Genomic DNA, 19237 nt, shown 5'->3' on the forward strand with positions numbered 1-19237 from the left:
ATCTCTACTTTGATTATACTAAGATTAGATAAATAGGCGAAGTAATTTTTATATTAATTTTTTAGCTTACAACCGATTTTACGTTCAACAACTTGACATTTATTCAATACTACTGTATAATAAAGATGTGCATTTTTTGTACTATGGCAATAAAATTACCTTGTAATAGGTGTATTGGACCCGAGGGCAGTACTCGGCGCCTCCACCATATTTTTTGATTGATACGGGGGCGAGTAAGGATCGACATGCATAGTAAAGATGGTAGCTTTGCTCGGTTAGATACCACCGCTAAGAGTTCACAATTTAGATGCAAACGATAACTTTGCTGCTGAAGACAATGTTGCATTAGCTGCTTAATTTAGGCACTATAACTTCATTGCTATAAGCACGGTTTAGGGAACGCCGGGTAACAGAAGTTCCCCCAAACATGTAAGGGTTATATGGATAAAACAGATTATCAGAAGTCGCTTAGTTATGCTAAATTTCAAGTTATCAAAAAGGCTTTGAATACCATATTAGATAATGTTTTTACTCCTCACTTAGAGATACTGTTTTTTACGCGCTTTAATGGTGTTGTCATACCAGGCTACTTGAAAGAATCATACCCTACTCAAATGCTTATTATATTACAGCATCAATTTTTTGGTCTAAAAGTTCTTGAAGATAAGTTTAGCGTCAGTTTGAGCTTTCGTGGAAAACAAGAACAAGTCACTGTACCGTTTTTTGCTATTAGTGAGTTTCATGATAAAATTTCAGGAGATACTTTAGTATTTAGCGTTGATTCTGATAAAGAATATGAAAGTGAGAAATGTGCTGAAAAGTCATCAAATGGTAGTATTATATCTATAGATCAACTTTACGATAAGTAGTTACTTCATTTTATAAATAAAAAATATTGTATCTGTTCAGGATATCGACAAGACCATAGAGTAAAAGTGAGTTTATAACAAATGGTATCATTTGAGTAGCTGACATTGGCTTTCACATAAAAAACGTTGTAAAGCGCTTTCATGTTTACCAACGGTTCTGTCGCATCTATAAACCACAGGAAAGAAGATCATTAAAGGTGGGATTATAGGAGTTATGAAGCCATTAACATAGCAAAATTCTCAAAAGTAGAAACATTATTTTAATAATTTGTCTTTTTTGAATCATACGAATATTTTCTATGCCTGTGATGGTAATCTTTGCGGAATGGAAGCTTTTAAACCCAAGCATTGGCTTTATTAGTTTTTTGATAAATCTATCAACAATATTATTTAGATATTTTATTTGAAGAACTGTAATCTTCAGAAATTTCTGCATTCAAATCATCAAGAGCAGCAGTATTACTGCCGCTTTTATCAATTACAATTTTCTCAGGAAGATAGTTACTCCTGAAGGCTTTACGAAAGAATGCAAGTGCTGCAGACTTGTCTCTACTAACACACAAGAGGAAGTCTACAGTATATAAATAAACCCATTTACCGTTTAATTTAATGTAAGTCTCTCCAACTACTACCAACCTGCTTCTTTCTTTTCCTTACTGCCTCATCTATCAGTGGTGATAACCCACCTTTGTAACGTAGCATTTTGCTTCCCTTATACTCATCATTTCTTCCAAATCTCGATAGCTCAAAGAGAATCGACATTTCATGTATACAGATAACATCCGCTGAAAAGCTAAATCCTTTGAAATATGGCAACAATTTTTGATTGATACGAAACATCTTTGCTTTTTTTTTAGACAATTATATCATTCTTCTTTCTACTTCCCTACAAATGCGACAGAACCGAAAATATTCGTATGATTCAAATTTTGAGAATTTTGCTATGTTAATGGCTTCATAACTCCTATAATCCCACCTTTAATGATCTTCTTTCCTATGGTTTATAGATGCGACAGAACCTTTTTTATACGTTAGCTACAGTTAAAACATAATTGACTTTGCCTAGTTAATATTTCAAATTATAAAAAAGGCAAATAATTCTATGATATTGCAGGGCAAAAAAGGGTTAATAACCGGAATAATAAATAAAAGGTCAATAGCATATGGTATAGCACAGACCCTCTCAGAACATGGAGCTGAGCTTGCAATCACTTATCAAAATGAAACAATAAAAGAGAAATTATTACCAATAGCAAGTGAATTAAATGTAGAGTTAATATTGCACTGTAATGTTTCAAATGAGGAAACTATAGATAATGCTTTTAAGGAAATAAAGGAGAAGTGGGGTGCTATTGATTTTTTGGTACATGCAATAGCATTCTCCGATAAAAATGAGCTAAATGGTAAATATGTCAATACTTCACTAAACAACTTTATTAATGCAATGCATATATCGTGCTATTCTTTTACTGCTTTAGCGCAAAGAGCGGAAAAAATGATGTTAAATGGCGGTAGTTTACTTACTTTATCCTACTATGGTGCTGAAAAAGTTATGCCAAATTATAATGTGATGGGTTTATGTAAAGCAGCACTTGAAGCAAGTGTAAAATATATAGCATGTGATCTCGGACCACAGAACATCAGAGTAAATGCAATTTCTGCTGGTCCAATCAGAACTTTGGCATCTTCTGGAATAAGTGACTTTCACTCCATATCGGAATGGAATAGAAGTAATTCTCCACTTAGACGCAATGTTACAATAGAAGATGTTGGCAAGGCAGCACTATACTTATTAAGCGACCTGAGTAGTGGTACAACTGGAGAAATTTTACATGTTGATTCAGGGTATAATGTTGTGGGAATGAAGATAGTAGACTAATACAGTACTGCAGATGCATGTGAAGCCTGTGTTTTTTTGTTATCCGAGTAATTGACATTGGAGCCCAGTGTCAGCTACTCGAATGACAACATTTTTTAATTAAATCTCGCACATTAACCATAGAGTTGTTATTTTATAAGTATTTGTTGCTGCTGATCTTCTATTTTTATAGCCCTTCTCATAATAGTCCAAAAAGAGTAAGATGGATTGATAGTAGTGAAGGTAAGGATGCCAGTAGCAAATAGTTATGACTTAAGAAAAAAGGTAATGGAAGCATTGGATGAAGGAGAGAGTGGAGAAACTGTTGCCAAGAGATTTAAGATCGGAAAAACAACTTTATATGAGTGGAAGAAAAGACGTGAGAAAACGGGAGATTTTCAATCAAAAAAGCTTGGAAGCGTGGCATAAAATTACCGACTGGAATGCATTTGCCGAATTTGCAAATGAGCAAGGTGGCAAAACTCAGTCAGAGATGCTGGGGCAATATTAGTAGACAAACAATTCATCGAGCACTTAAAAATATAGGATTCACAAGAAAAAAAAGACCTACGGATATAAAGAAAGAAATGAAGAAAAGCGAGCTCAATTTTCAAAGGTTATAGCAACAAAAGAACCTAAAGAATTAGTGTATATAGATGAGTCTGGCATTGATAACACTGAACCTATGGTTATTGCCAGAAAGGACAGCGGTTTTATGCCCTAAAATCTGGGAAGAAAACTCAACGAATTAGCATGGTTGCAGCCTTAAGTGGAAGAAAAATAATTGCTCCGTTAACCTTTGAAGGCCACTGCAATATGGATATCTTTAATAAATGGTTTGAGCAGTTTCTGACACCGATTTTGGAACCTGGACAAACTGTTATCCTTGATAATGCTACTTTTCATAAGTCTAATAAGATTTGCTAAAGGAGTTGGTGCAGAAATTTTATATCTTCCTCCATATTCTCCAGATTTTAACAAAATTGAACATTATTGGTTTGCTATAAAAAACAGAACCAGGAAAAACATTCCTTTATTCAAATCTTTTCGTCATGCTGTCGATTCTTCTTTCTTATGACCTTTTTGGACTATTATGGGAAGGGCTATACTTCCTCCATTTGGGTTAAGAGATTGTGCGTGAGGGTTGCTCTTGAAGTTGCCTTGCAAGGAAAAAGTCTTTTTCCTCCCGATCTTGGAGTTGCTTTGCAAGCAAGAAATCCTATTGTTCTTGTGTTTGTTTTGCTAAGACTTTATTCTTATTAAGCAGTGGTTAAAAATGAGCATGGCTTTTATTATAGAATGCCCCCCCTATAGAAGTATATAGACTATGAAGACTTATCTTACAGGTTGTGGTACTTGTTGTTGATAAAATGTTTTTTCTACACGTGCTTCTTCCACACTGCACCTTCTTGATAAGACTGGCTCCTCAAGGCATTTTATACGTTGCTGTACATCATTAATGCACTGCCCTATAACATCACCAATTTTTCCATCAGCATTTTTTGCCAATAACTCATCAAACTCCCTCTCAATCTCTACTCTCTCAGAGATATCCTTTGAAAGATCACAATATTCCAAAATTTCATCTATCTGAAGTTGTTTTGCTAATAGAAAGTCTTCTTGCTCCTGCTGCTGTTTTATTAACTCTTGAGTTACAATTTTAGCCCTAGAGTAATGATTTCCTTCAAGATATATTGTTTCTCTCTCTTTACTACCCCATAACTCGTCATTTAATTTATAACTCTCACGATTAAACATCTGATTTAGTTGATCATTGTTTATCATTTCAGGATTTGGTTCAAACTTTTGTTGTTTCTCTCTGCCGCTAACTTTACAATGGACATTAATTTCAATGTTAGCTAAAGAAGCTAATAATTGAATTTCTTCAATAAAAGGAAAATAACTTTTACTTTCTATTGCTTCTAGATAGGATTGATAGAGTTCAGGTTTGTCAAGAAATGAGCGTGTAATAAAATCACTGTTATATTCGGCATTATAGTCACTCTCACCAATGCCATCAAGAGCCTCTGCATATTCACTTAGATTAAGCACAGCTTGATTATGCGATATATTAAATTTGCTAACAGCTCTACTTACTAACCTCTTCACATTACCTTCAGCATTTTCAATTTTCCTATTTGTTTGCTTAACCAGACCCTTTATTTTATCAGACTTGCCAGTTAAATCCCCTGGCTTATTAAAAAACATATTAAAAACCTTTTCTAGCTGATCCTTTAAAGGAGCTGGCATACTTGGATCATCTAAAGACGTAAATCGACTTAAAAATTTGTGCCATTCCATTCTCATATCTTGCGCTCTTTCAGCTTTATATGTACCAAAACTGTTATCACCAAACACTGCATGAAAAAAGCAATTGCCATCACCTGCAGTATCATATTTAACTACTTGGTTATTAGAAGGTTCTTTTTCTACATTACTCTCTGAAGTCTTGCGTCCTTTAGCATTTTCAATACTGTCAAAACCATTTGGTAATTTCCGTTTTCTAAGCCCAACCATAATTTCTACCTTAATTCAAGCTATATGTTATTATATTAACTAACTTATTAATAAGTAACTAATTAGGTATAGCAAAAATTTTTTAATTATGCAATAATTAAGGCTTTAAATAGCAAATATGAGCTTTAACTGTGGTATAGTTGGGTTACCAAATATAGGAAAATCAACTTTATTTAATGCACTTACAGAGTCAAGTGCAGCTGAAGCTGCAAATTATCCTTTTTGCACAATCGAGCCAAATGTTGGCAAAGTGCCAATACGAGATCAGCGTTTGAAACAAATTGCCTCGATTGCTCACTCGGGGAAAATAATCTACAATCAACTGGAAGTTGTCGATATTGCCGGCTTGGTTAAGGGTGCGAGCAAGGGTGAAGGACTAGGAAATAAATTTTTGAGTCATATCAGAGAAGTTGATGCCATTGTTCATCTGCTCAGGTGCTTTACGGATGACGATATCAGCCATGTAAACAGTAAAATAGATCCAATATCAGATGCTGAAATAGTGGAAATGGAGTTAATTCTAGCTGATATTGATAGCATAGAAAAAAGGCTTCCTCAATTGGAAAAGAAAGCAAAGCAAGGTGATAAAGAGCTAAAGAGACAACTTGAATTAATGCAAGAGGTATTAGCTACTTTAAAATTAGGTAAACCGGCAAGAAGCTTGGAGAATATCGATGAAGATGAGATGAAGTTGCTTCAATTGCTAACAACAAAGCCTGTTATGTATGTATGCAATGTTGAAGATACGAATATCATAACTGGTAATGAACTATCTAAAAGGGTGGAAAAAATGGCGGAAGAAAATAAAAGCAAATTTTATTGTATTTCAGCGAAACTTGAAGCAGATATTGCAAATCTTGATAGTGAAGAGGAAAAACAGAATTTTTTATCAGAATTTGGCTTACAAGAATCAGGACTTGATGGAGTAGCACGTATTATGTATGAAGTGCTAAGTATGATAACTTTTTTTACTGTGGGCCCCAAAGAAGCACGTGCATGGCCAATAAAGATAGGATCAACAGCTGACAAAGCAGCAGGTGTAATTCACACTGATTTTGAAAAGGGCTTTATAAAAGTAGAAACCATAAGCTTTGAAGACTATATAAAATATGGAAGCGAATTAGCTTGCAAAGATGCAGGGAAAATTCGCTTCGAAGGCAGAGATTATATCGTGCAAGATGGCGATATAATGCACTTTAGGTTTAATGTGTAGTATACATCTAACTACCAAAGTACCCGGGAGTCCAGCCTTTCTTTATGGCTTCCTCTTCGCTGATCTCATCTAGTTCCACGTCATGGAGAATGGAGCTAGGTGTTGTAACAACTTCTTTCCCCTGTGGTTGTATATTCTTCTCCTCCTCACATAGTACGTACTCCAGACGTTCTTCTAAAAAGGGAATGTTCAAAAAAGTGTGTCAAACCGAGAAATAAAAATAAAATAGAAACAAAAAATAGAGGTTTGATATATGAGTTACAAAATAGAAAATGGAACGACTGGCCTGGTAGATTACAAAGAGCTGGAAGCAAATATACTGTCATCAATAAGGGAAGGTAAACCATTGATGGGGAGAGATGGAGCATTAACACCATTTGTAAAAAGGCTGCTGGAAGCAAGTCTAGAAGGTGAAATAGAGCATCATTTATCCAATGAAAGAGAAGAAAAGAATCGAAGAAACGGAAAGAATGGCAAAACTTTGAAGACGAGTATTTGAACTATTGACACCAAGAGATAGAGAGGGAAGTTTCGAACCACAGATAGTGAAAAAAAGGCAAACAAGCTTACATCCAGAACTTGAAACAAAGGTCTTGAACATGTTTGCAAGCGGTGTGGGATACAGGGATATAGCATCCTATGTGGAAGAAATCTATGACCATAAAATATCTGCAGCAGAGATATCTGGAATTACAGATAAATTACTGCCTATAATCAATGAATGGAGGAGTCGTCCCCTACAATCAGTATACCCGATAGTATTTATGGATGGGATGTTTTTTAAGGTCAAAGAGAATGGACATTGCATAAGTAAATGCATGTACAATATATTAGGAATAGACCAAAATGGCAGAAAAGAAGTACTGGGTTTTTACTTAGCAGAAAGTGAGGGAGCTAACTTCTGGCTAGGCGTATTAAATGACTTAAAAGAGAGAGGAGTAGAAGACATTTTGATAGCTTGTGTTGACGGTCTGAAAAGCTTCCCTACAGCTATAAATAGCGTATTTCCCAATGCTGAGGTACAGTTATGCATTGTGCACCAAATAAGAAATTCACTAAAATACGTATCCAGCAAAGATATAAAAGTTTTTATGAATGATTTGAAAAAAATATACCGTGCTACAAGTAGAGAAATCGCCGAAAATTATTTACTTGAACTGGAGGAAAAATGGGGTGAAAAATATCCTTTAGTCATAAAATCGTGGCAAAACAATTGGGAAAATTTGTCTAGTTATTTTAAGTATTCTGGCCCTGTTAGAAGGCTAATTTATACCACCAATCCAATTGAGGGGTTGCACAGACAAATCAGAAAATTTACTAAAACCAAAGGTTCATTTACCAGTACAAATGCCTTGTACAAATTGGTATATTGTGCTATAAAAAAGATAGAGCAAAAATGGGCTATGGCTTTGCCTAATTGGGCTCTAACTATATCTCAACTTGATATCTTTTTTCCTGATAGGTTAAAAATTGAGTTGAACTAAAAATTCGCTTTGACACACTTTTTTGAACATTCCCCTTATTCGTCAATGTTTGCAGTTTTGTTTGATTAGTAATAGGAATTGGTAACCTATGGCGCACTGCTGTGGATAACAGCTGTCTAGGATAGTTTAGCTATAGAAAATCAACACTCACTTTTCTTTATTGTTTTGAGGTTTTTCTTGATCAACCATTTCCTCACCGATCTCTTTTATTTTTAGTATCAATGACTCTGGTACATACATGTTAATTACTTCTTCTGTTGTCACAAATAAAGCCTGATAAGAGTGTGAATTTATTATCCAATTGGGCAATATGTCTTCTGCGTCTATTTTAGACTCTCCCTCTTTTTTATCATATACTGTGTGGCAATATAAGTGCACAGCAAAAAATAGTACATAAGAAAGCAATATTCCTCTGAGTGCTCCGACAAAGATTCCAGTAACTCTATCCATTAATCCCAACCTTATAGGTGATAATATGTACATTAGCCAGTTATTCATTGTCATGAATGTAAGATTAAGTATGATAAATACAGAGATTGTAGAAAGTATGTTTTGTGTAACTTTAGAGTCAAAATACTTACTATAATTTATAATAAAAAAATCATAGTAACTAGCTGTCAAAAAGACTGATAAGAGCAAGAACATTAATGCACATAGCTCTTTTATAAAACCTCTAGTTATCGATATTATTACACACAAGACAATAATAAAGATAATTAGGCTATCGAAAAACATATTTTGTATCTATATGATTTTCAAGATATAATAGTTGTAAATAACAAAGTTGTAAAATTAATTGTGTTGATATTTTATCAGCTGGTCTAAGTACCGAGCAATCATATCAACTTCTAAATTTAGGTAATTACCTGTTTTGTTATATTGAAAAGTTGTATTTTTCCATGTGTAGGGAATAATGTTCACAGTGAATTCTTGATCGACAACTGAATTTACTGTAAGGGAAACTCCATCTAGCGTTACAGAACCTTTTTTTGCAACAAATTTAATTAATTCTTGTGGGCATGATAGTCTGATTTCATGAGATTCTAAATTTTGATTGATTGTTAAAATTTCTGTTGTGTCATCCACATGACCCTGAACCAAGTGGCCGTCAATTCTGTCACTCAGTTTCATTGCTTGTTCTAGGTTTATTTTTTTCCCTGTTTTCCACGTATTTAAGTTAGAAACCTTCATGGTTTCTTGAGATACTTGAACTGTGAATACATTGCTCATTATGTTGACAACAGTTAAACACACTCCGGAGCAGGATATTGAATCTCCTTTGTTTATAGAGGATAAATTTTGTGTCTCAATATGGAAGATTTGATCAGAGTTAGGGTGGATAGTGATATCAGTTATAGTGCCAATATCTTTGATAATTCCTTTAAACATGCAATAAAATAAATAATTATATCACAAAAGATCTTATTTGTTAGGTGCGCAAAGGAAGATCTTTTTTACTTATCTGCTCAATAGATTCTACAGAATATTCAGAATATAGAAAGTAAGCCAGGTTCAAAACGCACAGTGTAATTAATATTGGTAACCCTATGTTTAATGTTAGACCGATACTTTCCCTTTTTTCTGTTAGCACCAATTCCTTTAAAATTGACACTTTTCCCAGCGGCAAGTGCCATAGGCAGAGTGCTGATATAGAAGCTGCTACTAAAAATAGACAAAAATAAGTCTCTTTCGAAGAAAACATAGCTTTTAATGTTGATTTGAGCCTAATATTAGTAGGCAATCGAGTTTTAGCTTCATTTGTTTTTGGTAAATGGTCTACAGCTTTGCTTGGTAAAATTTCATGAGAAACATTTTTAGGCTGTGGAGAAGGTTGGCCTGAAACTAATTTAATCAACTGCTCTTTTTTTCTATATACTTGCTTGTGTAAATACTCTTTTGGAAAAGAAGATTTGCCGGCTGTTTGTGGTATCTTCAGCATTTCTAATGCTTCTGATATCTCATCTGGTTCTAATACTTCATGTAGTTGTTTATCTTGGAAATAAATAATATTAAACATTGAGTTGAAAATATTGTGAAATATTTCTGGATCTTGATTTTTATATTCACTTACTACTTCTACGAATATTTCATCGAGTTTTTTTCCCTTGTGCTTAGCTACATTATCTATCATAGCTACTCTAGCATCAATTTGAGCTTGTTTTATGATTGATTGTTTTTCTTCTTGCAATAATTCTTTAGCCTGCTTTTTTGACTTCTTTTTTCTATTAGCCTTAAAATAATCTGTGTGTGACCTAATTTGACCTATATCCCGCTCTGTTTCTTGAGGGACTAAATTTCCTATACTACCCTCTGTTATCCGAGTGTCTAACACTGGTTCTTTTTCTTTTTGGTCAAGTGCTGGAATAACACCAGGTGGCATATTGTTACTCTGTATAGAAAATTTGGGCAGTTGTGGGAAAAAGAATTGTGCCGTATTAAAAAAATTGAATGGCTGAAAAAGAGACCTAAGCCAGGAAATATTTTCATGCATTGCAGCAACAATTACTGGTGCGCGTGTAATTTGCTTTCTGTTACTTACTATATTGTAGCCAAACGAACCTTGCACAATTTGTTTATCTTGCTTGTTCCTTTTTTCAACCACATTTTCGTTTTTATTTTCAGTTTCTTCTACTTGTGATATATCTTGACTTTGCTCCTCATTTTTGGCTTTTTCTACATGTTTTAGCTTCTCATTTAAGAGTGCCTCGATTTGTTGCAAGCTATCTAGATTGATGTTTTTGTCTGTTTTTAGCGTTATCGTTATGCCCTGCAGAAGGATTTGAATTGAAGCATTACTTATGAATTCTTCTACAGTTTTATTCGCTTTATGGTGGTTGTTGTATAGTTCTTCACTTTCTTTTGGTACTTTTATATTGGCTGTGAAGTTTTTCTCCTGAGAAAGGCAGATTTTAAAAAAGTCAATTAAATGTTTTATTTGAGGTAATGTTGTATTAGGGTTTACCTCTGTTAGCAGCTTGAGCTTAAATGAAAACTCTTGTGTATCACTTACAACACTTCTTGAGCGAATGGTGCTAATCTCCAGTACTTCATTAGAAAATGCCTTACTTATTTTTTTAGATCTATCCTTAAAAAACTTAGGTAAACCCTCAATTTCGTATTTTTTCTTAGTTTCTATGTTACTACTATGCATGAGTAAATTTTTTAATGTAGAGTGAAATAAAAAACATAATTAGTCAATAAATTAATAATTATAGCACCCTTGCATAACAGCGGCGCGTTGGATTCAATAAGAGCAGAAGAAGTTACTTTACAAACCTCATCAGTTTCCTTATCATGACAATAAGAGTATTTATCCTTGTTTTTGATCTGCGCAGATTCAATGACAAAATTCAGTAAAAAAACTCAGATATTTATTGGCAAATTACATAAAATTATAGCGGCTGCATGTCTTTTTTATTTTTTCTACATTCAGCCAAAATCCGCTTAAAATAAGCGTTAGAACATTATTACAATGCCAATTTACATTATAAAACTCACTACTGGGAGATTCTTTTGCCTTTTTTTTGCTTGGTGAATTTCTTAATATTTTGGATTGGTTAGGAGTCCTATAGAGATGTCATTCCAGCACTTGATGCTGGAATTCAGGAATTTTTTGAGCACGAAAGTTATGCTAAGTTTTTATTGTTAAGTAAAGGCTGGATTCCAGTGTCGGAGCACTGGAATGACAGAAGAAGGAAACACTCGGATAGGGGCAATTTTAATGATACCATCATAGAGATCAGCTACTCTGATGACAACTTTTTATGCGAATAGTTTTATTGATGATATTAAAGACTTCACTATAATGAAAGTTTAAGCTAGCGTTTTTAAGGTGAATAAAGAGCTAATAAGTGAAATACCTTTACTTGAAGATAAGGCAGTTTCTGAGATTGAAAATGCTGCTTCTTTGCAAGATTTAGAAAAAGTTAGGTTGTCATACTTGGGGAGAAAGGGTCTAATAAAGGCTTATTTCGATGACTTAAAGAATATAGATGATGCAGGAGAAAAACGCGACCTAGGTGCAGTGATTAATGTTTTACGCAATAAGATAGACCAGCTTATAACAAGCAAAGAAAATGAACTAAAAGCTGAAGAAGTTAAATTAAAACTGCAAAATGAAGCGGTTGATATCACGCTGCCTATTAGGCCCGAAAGAATTGGCAAGATTCATCCACTCAGTAAAGTTATAAGAGAAGTAAAGCTCATTTTTGCACATATGGGCTTCAAAGCAGTTGATGGTCCTGATATTGAAGATGAATTTCACGTGTTTGATGCGCTAAATACTCCAAGTCATCATCCTGCGCGAGAGGAGCAAGATACCTTCTACTTAAAGAATAAAATAAACGATAAAAGAATGGTGCTGCGCACTCATACCTCATCTGTGCAGATTAGAACTATGGAAAAGATAAAAGCTTTTCCAATTAAAATAGTGGCTGCAGGCAGGGTATACAGAAATGACTTTGATGCAACTCACACTCCTATGTTTCATCAGATAGAAGGGCTTTATGTTAATGAAAATGTCAATATGGGCCAATTAAAATTTACTATTCATCGCTTCCTTAGTAAATTTTTCGGAGATAAAGGTCTAAAAATACGCTTTCGTAATAGTTTTTTTCCTTTTACTGAGCCTTCTGCAGAAGTGGACATAAGTTATAAAGGTAGTAAATGGATTGAAGTACTTGGATGTGGTATGGTGCATCCAAATGTCTTTAAAAATGTTGGAATAGACCATACTAAATACAGTGGCTTTGCATTTGGGATTGGTATAGAAAGGCTAGCAATGCTGAAATATCAAATTAGTGATCTAAGGAGCTTTTACGACAATAGAGTTAGTTGGCTCAACCATTATGGTTTTCATTTTTCGTCTTTAAGATAAGTGACAAATAAATCTTATACATTTGTTGTACTTGCTGCTGGGCATGGTAAACGAATGAATTCAAGCTTGCCTAAGGTTCTGCACAAAATAGGTAATTTCTCCATGCTTGAGCATGTCATTTACAATGCAAAGCAGCTGAATCCTGAAAAAATAGTTATTGTAGTCGATTTGCCTTTAACTCAAAGGCTGAAATGCTTTGAGGGTATAAAACTAATTACACAAGAGTCAACGCTCGGTACAGGGGATGCAGTCAAAATTGCAATGAGAAACCTGAAAGAATTGTCAGATATAGTTGTTGTGCAGTATGGGGATACTCCACTAATAAAAAGCAGCACAATAACTAAAATGATAAGCTGCTTAGGAGAGAGCAATGCTTTAGTTTGTCTTGGGTTTAAAACTAATAATAAAGGATACGGTAGACTAATTATTGAGAACGGTTCCCTAAGAGAAATCGTAGAAGCACAAAATGGTAGAAATAATGATGAGGAATTTCTTGCTAATGCCGGAATAATGGTTGCACGTGAAAAGAATCTACGTGAATTGGTGGAGAAAATAGAGTGTAATAACCAAGCTCATGAATATTACTTGACCGATATCGTTGCCATTGCAGTAAAGAGTAATTTAAATGTCGGCTATGTTATTGCTGATGAGGAGGAGGCAACTGGCATAAATAATAGGAATGACCTTGCAACGGCCGAGTTTTACTTTCAAGAAGAAAAAAGAAAGTTTTTCACTAACTCTGGAGTAACGCTTGTTGCTCCAGAAACTGTTTTCTTCTCTCTTGATACGCAAATTGGTATGGATTCGATTGTTTACCCATACGTTTTTTTTGGTCCTGGAGTAAAAATAGGATCTGGTGTTAGGGTTGGTCCATTTGCCAAATGTGAAAATACAACAATAGGTGATGGTGCAATCATAGGTAATTTTGTTGAAACAAAAGCAAGTGATATAGGTATAAATACTAAGATAAAGCATTTAAGTTATATAGGAAATACTCAGGTAGGGCAGGGGAGTAACATAGGTGCAGGTACTGTTGTTTGTAATTATGATGGTAAAAAGAAACGTAAAACAAATATTGGAAGCAATTGTTTTATTGGTGCCAATAGTTCATTAATTGCACCGCTTAATGTGCATGATGACTCTGTCATTGCAGCAGGTAGCGTTATAGTGAAAGATGTGCCAAAGGGAAGTCTTGCAATTGCAAGAGAAAGGCAAGTAACTAAAAAAATAAAATAATTCCAATTTTTTTCTTGATGGTTATGCTTATATATGCATATGCTGAGATCTTAGATAAAAATGAAAAAATTATTTACCTTGTTGGTTTGTTGTTCTCTTTCAGTACCATCTTTTGGAGTTGATTGGATTAAAGATAGAATTTATACTTCTTTATCATATAGCCGGCTTGGTGTTAATTATGACGTTGGTTTTCACTATACAGATAGCGTTAAAATTTCAGTTGGCTATGTAATCAAACCTATTATTAATTCTCTAATCAAACCTACTCTTGATGAAGAATTTGGAGCAGTGGTGGGGCTTATGGCAAAGCTTCATTATCATCATAAATTTGAAAATACGGGTATTACTCCTTATAACCCCAGTTGCGGATTAGAAATCAGTGAAAAAGCCAGGAAAATAGGGTAACCTCGGAAAATTATTTACAAAATAGAGAGGTTACCAATGAATGAAAATATAACAGAATTATTTTGCCTGATCGACGATTTTTGCAATTCAGTTGACAAGAATTTTGCAGAAAAACTTCTACCAAGTAGCAAAAAACCAACCAGGACGCCAGAGATTACGCATTCAGAGATTCTTACCATAATATTGCTATATCACCAATCCAAGTGCGACAATTTTAAAATTTTCTATGTGCATTATTTGAAATTATTATACGAATCAGCGTTTCCAAAATTGCCATCCTATAGTAGGTTTATTAGGCTAAAATCTAGGGTTTTATGGTATTTAGTGCTCTTAATGCAATGGTTTTGCGAACAGTCAAAAGTGACAGGGATTTCGTACATAGATGCAACATCTATCGCTGTTTGCCATCCAAAAAGGACCTCGAGAAATAAAGTTTTCAAAGGGTTGGCAAAGATTGGAAAGACTACCTATGGGTGGTTTTTCGGTTTTAAACTACATCTAGTAATCAACGAAGCTGGCGAAATTCAAGGGGTTACGGTGACAAAAGGCAACATTGATGATAGAAAACCTGTGCCAAATTTAACTCAGAAATTGACTGGATTATTGTTTGGAGATAAAGGATATATCAAAAAAGATCTTTTTCACGAATTATTCGATAGAGGGTTAAAGCTTGTAACCAGTATAAAAAAGGGTATGAAAAACTCATTAATGGCGCTAAATGAGAAGATTTTGTTAAGAAAAAGATCGATTATTGAGACAGTTTTTGGCTCTCTGAAAAACAACTTTGAGATTGAGCATACAAGACATAGATCACCGATAAATTTTTTGGTACACATTTTTTCTACGCTTGTTTCATATTCCATGCAGCCGAAAAAGCCCTGCATTTCTAAGCTTTACTTCGTTGGCTAATCCGCAACTGAGGTAGTTAGGATTCATGGCAAAGCTTCATTATCATCATCAATTTGAAAGTACGGATATTACCCCTTATGTTACTTTTGGTGTAGGAGGTGGAGCTAAAGTATCTCAACCAGCACAGCAAGGTCAACAGCCAGACGTAAAAAAGTTTTTTTCCTACCAGATAGGTGCTGGTATTAATCTTCCACTTTCTGAGAGAACGAATTGACCTTACCCAGAAAAAGTAGACAGAAAGTTAAGACGTTTTTGCTATGAGAATGATGAATCAAAAAGCTCAGGAATGCAATAGTTAATAGTAGAATGTCTACGCTGTTTATTATAAAAAATTTCTATATATTCAAATATTGCGGTTTTAGCTTGTTGTGCAGAGTGTTGTGAAGTATCAATGAGTAACTCTCTCTTAAGTGAACTAAAAAAGCTCTCTGAAACAGCATTATCATAACAACAACCTTTGTGACTCATACTAGAAGTAATATTTTTTGTACTTAGTAAAAATTGATAATTTTTAGAGGTGTATTGCGATCCTTGATCGCTATGAAATAGTAGATTTTTAGCAGATTTGCGCCTACCAATAGCCATGAATAACGCATCTATAACTAATTGCCTATTTACTGCATTACTCATTGACCAGCCAATCACCATGCGTGAATATAAATCTATTATTGCTGCCAAATATAACCATCCTTCATTAGTTTTTATGTACGTAATATCAGTTACCCATATCTTGTTAGGTTGATCAGCGATGAAATTCTGATTTAATATGTTAGGAGTTATAACTCTATTGTCTATTTGTGGTTTTTTACTTTTAAACTTTCGTCTAAGCTTAGCTTGAATGCCATTTTTCTGCATAACATTTTGCACTGTTTTGATGTTATAATTTTTACCTAAAGCCTTTAATTCAGCGTGAATTTTAGGAGCTCCGTATCTGCATTGTGATGCTCGATATACCTTCTGAATATCTTGTATGAGCTCTTCTCTTATTGATTTTTTGTTGTTTTTTTCCTTAGTAATCCATTTATAATAACCACAAGCAGATACGTTCAAAAATCTGCATAATTCCCGTATTTTATAGCAGTTTTCATGTTCTTTTATAAAAGAATATTTTACTCTTTTTGGTTTGCAAAATATCCCAGGGCTTTTTTTAAAATGTCTCTTTCCCTCGTTACTCTTGCCAGCTCTTTCTTTAAATCAAACTTTTCTTTGTCACAATGAGCTACTTTCCCTTTTCCTGGAAACGCATCTACTCCAGACATTCTATCATTGTATGTTTTTACCCATCTGCTTAATGAATCACCGCTAATACCCAAATCTCTTGCTATTTTTGCTGATGATTGACCTGTTTCTTTTACTAGTCTTATAGCTTCAATTTTGAATTCTGCTGTATATTCTTTTCTTTTTGTCATACCACACCTCTTTGAAAAAACGTTTTATTTTACTTCAAAAACGTCTTAACTTTCTGTCTACTTTTTCTGGGTAAGGTCAAGGTGATGTGGATAAATAAACCAGTAATGGTAGAGAGAAGAAGCTTTGAACTATTATCATTATATAATAGCAAACAACCTATCTTTAAGAACTTAAAGCATTTTCATATAAACCCAAAAGGAATAGCAATAATACGTATTTATGGAGTTTTGACAAAAAAAACAGAAGCTTTTGATCATATTTTAGATATGACTTCGTATGAAAATATTCATGAAGAGATAGAGAGCGCTTTAGAAGATAAAAGCATAGAAACGATTCTACTTGACATAGACAGTCCAGGAGGAGAAGTAAACGGTGTCTTTGACCTAGCTGATTTTATTTATGAATCAAGAGCAAAAAAGAGGATAATAGCGATAGCAAATGATGATGCGTACTCTGCTGCATATGCTATAGCTTCAAGCGCTGAAAAGGTTTTTGTGTGTAGAACCTCTGGTTTTGGAAGTATAGGTGTTATTGCAAGTCACATTGACCAAAGCGGTTTTGATGAAAAGCAAGGAATAAAATACACAACTATTTTTGCAGGCAAGAGAAAGAATGATTTAAATCCACATGAGCCAATGACGTCTGAAAGTCTGGAAAGCTTACAAAAAGAAGTAGACCGACTATATGAAATGTTTGTGCAGCTAATAGCAAGAAACAGAGGTCTTTCAATTGAAAAGATTCGATCAACAGAAGCAGGTCTATATTTTGGCGAGAAAGCAGTAGAAATAGGTCTTGCAGATGGAGTTACAACATTTTTTGAATTTATTAACAAAGGAGAAAATACTATGAATAAACAAACTACAACTGACCTAGAAACTGATAATTTAACTAAGTATCGTACTGAAGTTGTTGAATTAATACGTTTATGTAACTTATCACGAATGCCAGAGAAAATAGGAGAATTTATTGAGCAGGGCGTAAGTGTTGAGCAAGCAAGGGAGGTTTTAATGGAATTACTTGCAGAGAGAACGAAGAAGACAGAGATACTGAGTGCAATACCACAGAATTCGCAGGAAGATTTGATGACACAGGTAGCGAAAAGTCGGTGCATTTAAATTTTATAACCGCCATATATAGTGCTCTGCGGTAAATAAGTGTCCAAAATGCGCCATAATGGCTAATTATAAGGTAATAACCGCAGTGTATAGCAGTTATAAACACGGCGGTAAAAAAAATAAAAAAAGGAGAGAAAAAGACATGATAAGTATAACTGAAGGAAATAATTTAGGCGATCTTCTGAAATATGAAGTGTCCAACCTATATTCAAGAGACCAAATAACAGTAGCTAAAGGTCAAAATCTTAAGCTTGGTGCAGTAGTTGCCAAAAAGACGGAAGATGGTTTTATTAGAGTACTTAATCCTGCTGGAACAGATGGCACACAAACAGCAATAGGTGCAATAGTAAGTGATGTAAATGCGACAGAAAATGCCAAAGCAGTAATTATTACTCGTGGTGCAATACTAGCAACCTCAGTTGCGGATTAGCCAACGAAGTAAAGCTTAGAAATGCAGGGCTTTTTCGGCTGCATGGAATATGAAACAAGCGTAGAAAAAATGTGTACCAAAAAATTTATCGGTGATCTATGTCTTGTATGCTCAATCTCAAAGTTGTTTTTCAGAGAGCCAAAAACTGTCTCAATAATCGATCTTTTTCTTAACAAAATCTTCTCATTTAGCGCCATTAATGAGTTTTTCATACCCTTTTTTATACTGGTTACAAGCTTTAACCCTCTATCGAATAATTCGTGAAAAAGATCTTTTTTGATATATCCTTTATCTCCAAACAATAATCCAGTCAATTTCTGAGTTAAATTTGGCACAGGTTTTCTATCATCAATGTTGCCTTTTGTCACCGTAACCCCTTGAATTTCGCCAGCTTCGTTGATTACTAGATGTAGTTTAAAACCGAAAAACCACCCATAGGTAGTCTTTCCAATCTTTGCCAACCCTTTGAAAACTTTATTTCTCGAGGTCCTTTTTGGATGGCAAACAGCGATAGATGTTGCATCTATGTACGAAATCCCTGTCACTTTTGACTGTTCGCAAAACCATTGCATTAAGAGCACTAAATACCATAAAACCCTAGATTTTAGCCTAATAAACCTACTATAGGATGGCAATTTTGGAAACGCTGATTCGTATAATAATTTCAAATAATGCACATAGAAAATTTTAAAATTGTCGCACTTGGATTGGTGATATAGCAATATTATGGTAAGAATCTCTGAATGCGTAATCTCTGGCGTCCTGGTTGGTTTTTTGCTACTTGGTAGAAGTTTTTCTGCAAAATTCTTGTCAACTGAATTGCAAAAATCGTCGATCAGGCAAAATAATTCTGTTATATTTTCATTCATTGGTAACCTCTCTATTTTGTAAATAATTTTCCGAGGTTACCCTATT

At 34.3% G+C, this 19237-nt stretch carries 13 protein-coding genes, 1 other RNA gene and 7 pseudogenes; 13 read left to right on the forward strand and 8 right to left on the reverse strand.

Annotated elements, in window-relative coordinates:
* The first annotated feature begins 88 nt into the window (after nucleotides 1-88).
* Nucleotides 89-424, forward strand: a transfer-messenger RNA (tmRNA) gene (ssrA, locus tag ACQH21_RS03180).
* 16 nt (nucleotides 425-440) lie between these two features.
* Nucleotides 441-869, forward strand: coding sequence for a ClpXP protease specificity-enhancing factor SspB (locus ACQH21_RS03185; RefSeq protein WP_425384483.1), 429 nt, complete (start codon nucleotides 441-443; stop codon nucleotides 867-869).
* Between the two features lie 212 nt (nucleotides 870-1081).
* Here the strand turns inward: ACQH21_RS03185 and ACQH21_RS03190 are convergent.
* Nucleotides 1082-1709, reverse strand: a pseudogene (locus ACQH21_RS03190) (IS6 family transposase).
* 262 nt (nucleotides 1710-1971) lie between these two features.
* Here ACQH21_RS03190 and ACQH21_RS03195 point away from each other — a divergent pair.
* Together ACQH21_RS03195 and ACQH21_RS03200 are read left to right on the forward strand one after the other, a co-directional pair.
* Nucleotides 1972-2748 (forward strand): enoyl-ACP reductase FabI, encoded by a 777-nt coding sequence (locus ACQH21_RS03195; RefSeq protein ID WP_010406361.1) that lies wholly within the window; start codon nucleotides 1972-1974, stop codon nucleotides 2746-2748.
* 228 nt (nucleotides 2749-2976) lie between these two features.
* Nucleotides 2977-3805: pseudogene (locus tag ACQH21_RS03200) on the forward strand (IS630 family transposase).
* A gap of 257 nt (nucleotides 3806-4062) precedes the next feature.
* On the opposite strand, the gene ACQH21_RS03205 reads toward ACQH21_RS03200, so the two are convergent.
* Nucleotides 4063-5244 (reverse strand): hypothetical protein, encoded by a 1182-nt coding sequence (locus ACQH21_RS03205; RefSeq protein WP_425384484.1) that lies wholly within the window; start codon nucleotides 5242-5244, stop codon nucleotides 4063-4065.
* A 118-nt stretch (nucleotides 5245-5362) separates the two neighbouring features.
* Between ACQH21_RS03205 and ychF the strand changes: the two genes are divergently transcribed.
* The gene (gene ychF, locus ACQH21_RS03210) at nucleotides 5363-6457 is read left to right on the forward strand and encodes a redox-regulated ATPase YchF (RefSeq protein ID WP_425384485.1); all 1095 of its coding nucleotides are present in this window, start codon (nucleotides 5363-5365) and stop codon (nucleotides 6455-6457) included.
* A gap of 7 nt (nucleotides 6458-6464) precedes the next feature.
* On the opposite strand, the gene ACQH21_RS03215 is transcribed toward ychF, so the two are convergent.
* The gene (locus ACQH21_RS03215) at nucleotides 6465-6650 is read right to left on the reverse strand and encodes a hypothetical protein (protein WP_425384486.1); all 186 of its coding nucleotides are present in this window, start codon (nucleotides 6648-6650) and stop codon (nucleotides 6465-6467) included.
* 60 nt (nucleotides 6651-6710) lie between these two features.
* On the opposite strand from ACQH21_RS03215, the pseudogene ACQH21_RS03220 reads away from it, so the two are divergent.
* Nucleotides 6711-7941: pseudogene (locus tag ACQH21_RS03220) on the forward strand (IS256 family transposase).
* Nucleotides 7942-8088: 147 nt separating this feature from the next.
* Here the strand turns inward: ACQH21_RS03220 and ACQH21_RS03225 are convergent.
* The 3 genes from ACQH21_RS03225 to ACQH21_RS03235 are packed head-to-tail and all read right to left on the reverse strand — an operon-like array spanning nucleotide 8089 to nucleotide 11092.
* The gene (locus ACQH21_RS03225; RefSeq protein ID WP_211907805.1) at nucleotides 8089-8676 is read right to left on the reverse strand and encodes a CvpA family protein; all 588 of its coding nucleotides are present in this window, start codon (nucleotides 8674-8676) and stop codon (nucleotides 8089-8091) included.
* A gap of 57 nt (nucleotides 8677-8733) precedes the next feature.
* A complete protein-coding gene (locus tag ACQH21_RS03230) occupies nucleotides 8734-9330 on the reverse strand; it encodes a riboflavin synthase (RefSeq protein WP_064085308.1) in 597 nt (198 codons plus the stop codon).
* Nucleotides 9331-9370: 40 nt separating this feature from the next.
* Complete coding sequence (locus ACQH21_RS03235) at nucleotides 9371-11092, reverse strand: hypothetical protein (RefSeq protein ID WP_425384487.1); 1722 nt, start codon at nucleotides 11090-11092, stop codon at nucleotides 9371-9373.
* Nucleotides 11093-11773: 681 nt separating this feature from the next.
* On the opposite strand from ACQH21_RS03235, the gene pheS reads away from it, so the two are divergent.
* From pheS to ACQH21_RS03260, 5 genes and pseudogenes are all read left to right on the forward strand, one after another.
* Nucleotides 11774-12817 (forward strand): phenylalanine--tRNA ligase subunit alpha, encoded by a 1044-nt coding sequence (pheS, locus tag ACQH21_RS03240; RefSeq protein ID WP_425384488.1) that lies wholly within the window; start codon nucleotides 11774-11776, stop codon nucleotides 12815-12817.
* Nucleotides 12818-14053: an NTP transferase domain-containing protein gene (locus ACQH21_RS03245; protein ID WP_264375930.1), complete on the forward strand. Its 1236-nt coding sequence runs from the start codon at nucleotides 12818-12820 to the stop codon at nucleotides 14051-14053.
* A 60-nt stretch (nucleotides 14054-14113) separates the two neighbouring features.
* Nucleotides 14114-14407: pseudogene (locus ACQH21_RS03250) on the forward strand (hypothetical protein); the annotation flags it as partial.
* An 87-nt stretch (nucleotides 14408-14494) separates the two neighbouring features.
* Complete coding sequence (locus ACQH21_RS03255; RefSeq protein ID WP_425383942.1) at nucleotides 14495-15367, forward strand: IS982 family transposase; 873 nt, start codon at nucleotides 14495-14497, stop codon at nucleotides 15365-15367.
* 16 nt (nucleotides 15368-15383) lie between these two features.
* Nucleotides 15384-15578 (forward strand): annotated as a pseudogene (locus ACQH21_RS03260) (hypothetical protein); the annotation flags it as partial.
* A gap of 44 nt (nucleotides 15579-15622) precedes the next feature.
* Here the strand turns inward: ACQH21_RS03260 and ACQH21_RS03265 are convergent.
* Nucleotides 15623-16776 (reverse strand): annotated as a pseudogene (locus ACQH21_RS03265) (IS3 family transposase).
* Between the two features lie 84 nt (nucleotides 16777-16860).
* On the opposite strand from ACQH21_RS03265, the gene ACQH21_RS03270 reads away from it, so the two are divergent.
* Nucleotides 16861-17892 (forward strand): S49 family peptidase, encoded by a 1032-nt coding sequence (locus tag ACQH21_RS03270; protein WP_264377087.1) that lies wholly within the window; start codon nucleotides 16861-16863, stop codon nucleotides 17890-17892.
* A 142-nt stretch (nucleotides 17893-18034) separates the two neighbouring features.
* Nucleotides 18035-18304, forward strand: a pseudogene (locus tag ACQH21_RS03275) (head decoration protein); the annotation flags it as partial.
* Nucleotides 18305-18318: 14 nt separating this feature from the next.
* On the opposite strand, the gene ACQH21_RS03280 reads toward ACQH21_RS03275, so the two are convergent.
* On the reverse strand, nucleotides 18319-19191 hold the full coding sequence (locus tag ACQH21_RS03280) for an IS982 family transposase (protein ID WP_425383942.1): 873 nt from the start codon (nucleotides 19189-19191) through the stop codon (nucleotides 18319-18321).
* Nucleotides 19192-19237: the final 46 nt, after the last annotated feature.

Source organism: Wolbachia endosymbiont (group B) of Eupithecia inturbata (genome assembly GCF_964030915.1).
Classification (GTDB): Bacteria; Pseudomonadota; Alphaproteobacteria; order Rickettsiales; family Anaplasmataceae; genus Wolbachia.

What these genes read in the sequence shown, in the direction of transcription:
- ACQH21_RS03185 (WP_425384483.1), top strand. Translation starts at nt 441, where the DNA reads ATGGATAAAACAGATTATCAGAAGTCGCTTAGTTATGCTAAATTTCAA.
- ACQH21_RS03195 (WP_010406361.1), top strand. Translation starts at nt 1,972, where the DNA reads ATGATATTGCAGGGCAAAAAAGGGTTAATAACCGGAATAATAAATAAA.
- ACQH21_RS03205 (WP_425384484.1), bottom strand. Translation starts at nt 5,244, where the DNA reads ATGGTTGGGCTTAGAAAACGGAAATTACCAAATGGTTTTGACAGTATT.
- ychF (WP_425384485.1), top strand. Translation starts at nt 5,363, where the DNA reads ATGAGCTTTAACTGTGGTATAGTTGGGTTACCAAATATAGGAAAATCA.
- ACQH21_RS03225 (WP_211907805.1), bottom strand. Translation starts at nt 8,676, where the DNA reads ATGTTTTTCGATAGCCTAATTATCTTTATTATTGTCTTGTGTGTAATA.
- ACQH21_RS03230 (WP_064085308.1), bottom strand. Translation starts at nt 9,330, where the DNA reads ATGTTTAAAGGAATTATCAAAGATATTGGCACTATAACTGATATCACT.
- ACQH21_RS03235 (WP_425384487.1), bottom strand. Translation starts at nt 11,092, where the DNA reads ATGCATAGTAGTAACATAGAAACTAAGAAAAAATACGAAATTGAGGGT.
- ACQH21_RS03255 (WP_425383942.1), top strand. Translation starts at nt 14,495, where the DNA reads ATGAATGAAAATATAACAGAATTATTTTGCCTGATCGACGATTTTTGC.
- ACQH21_RS03270 (WP_264377087.1), top strand. Translation starts at nt 16,861, where the DNA reads ATGTGGATAAATAAACCAGTAATGGTAGAGAGAAGAAGCTTTGAACTA.
- ACQH21_RS03280 (WP_425383942.1), bottom strand. Translation starts at nt 19,191, where the DNA reads ATGAATGAAAATATAACAGAATTATTTTGCCTGATCGACGATTTTTGC.